The organism is Corynebacterium sp. AOP40-4SA-5 (assembly GCF_052377355.1).
Classification (GTDB): domain Bacteria; phylum Actinomycetota; class Actinomycetes; order Mycobacteriales; family Mycobacteriaceae; genus Corynebacterium.
On record NZ_JBQSWS010000057.1, the window covers coordinates 1 to 1334 of the forward strand.

Sequence of the window (1334 nt, forward strand, 5' to 3'; positions counted from 1 at the left end):
CTGGCCTTACCCGCAAATTGTGGACAGGTGACTAAGCTGCCTCAGTGCCCTGGGCTGCAGGTTTGTTGAACAGATTCGTTTCGAACTCCACCGGCGAGGCGTAGTCAAGCGCGGAGTGCAGACGCCGACGGTTCTACACCACCTCAATCCACCGGGCGATCGCCTGACGAGCCTCAGCCCGGGTAGGCCAGGTGTAACGGTGGTAGAACTCGGTTTTCAACGTCGCCCACACACTTTCGGCCATCGCATTGTCTTAAGCCACACCCCGGTGCGGCCCACTGACTGAAGAACCGCCAGATCACGGCATACGTTGAACATGTCGTCACTGGTGAACTCCGTACCTCGGTCAGCGTGGAACACCACATCATCAGGAACCTCGCTGCGCAGCGTATGCGCCATACGAAGGGCTTTTTCCACCAGGAACGATCCCATATGCGAGTCCATCGCCCAGCCCAGGATCCGACGCGAGTGCCCGTCGGTGACTGCGGCGAGATACAACCATCCCTCACCGGTGCGCAGGTAGGTGATATCCGATATCCACACCCGGTTGAGCTCGCCGGCGTCCCAGCCGCGTGTGACCAGGTCTGGGATCGTGTAGGGGTCGGTGGCGCTGATGGTGGTCACCGGGGTGAACTTCTTCGGGCTGATCCCCTCCAGTCCCTGCCGGGTCATGGACCTGGCCACGGTCTTACGATCAACGACAACGCCCTCGCAGGCCAGCTGGGCATGAACCCGGGGAGCACCGTAGACCTCGTCTGAGGCGGTGAACACCTCCCTGACCCGCACATCGAGTGCCTCACGGGCCCGACGCCGCGGACCAGGCTGGCCGAGCTGTCGGGCAGTCCAGGCGTAGAACCCGGACCGGGATACTCCCAGTAGCCGGGCCATGCGCGTGACCTCGAATGTCGCCTTCTCCTGCACCATTAGTTCGTACCGTTCACCGGTGGTTGCTTGGCTGCGAAGAAGGCAGCTGCTTTTCCCAAAAACTCGTTGTCTTTGTGCAGCTCAGCGACCTGCCGGCGCAGGGCTTTGAGCTCGGCGCGTTCATCAAGGTTCAACTGCCCGGCTGGTTCACCATCCTGTTCGGCGCGTTCGGTGGCGACCCATTTGCCGAGGGTTCGTGCCCCGACGCCGAGTTCGCGGGCGACTTCGGTAATGCTACGGCCAGTGTCAATGACCAGGCGGGCGGCTTCGTGTTTGTACTCGGGGCTGAAGGTTCGCCGGGGTCGCTTCCCGCCGCCGGGGGTGGGGGTCTTGTTGGTCATGGTGACATCCTCCTTGTGCGGGACAATGTCCCGCTAAATCGGGTGTCCACTCAACGAGGGTAGGGCCAC

1 pseudogene is annotated in these 1334 nt (G+C 62.3%); it reads right to left on the reverse strand.

The features are described from left to right. Positions 1 to 31 precede the first annotated feature (31 nt). A pseudogene (locus ACT3S3_RS15235) lies at positions 32 to 1265 on the reverse strand (IS3 family transposase). Positions 1266 to 1334 lie beyond the last annotated feature (69 nt).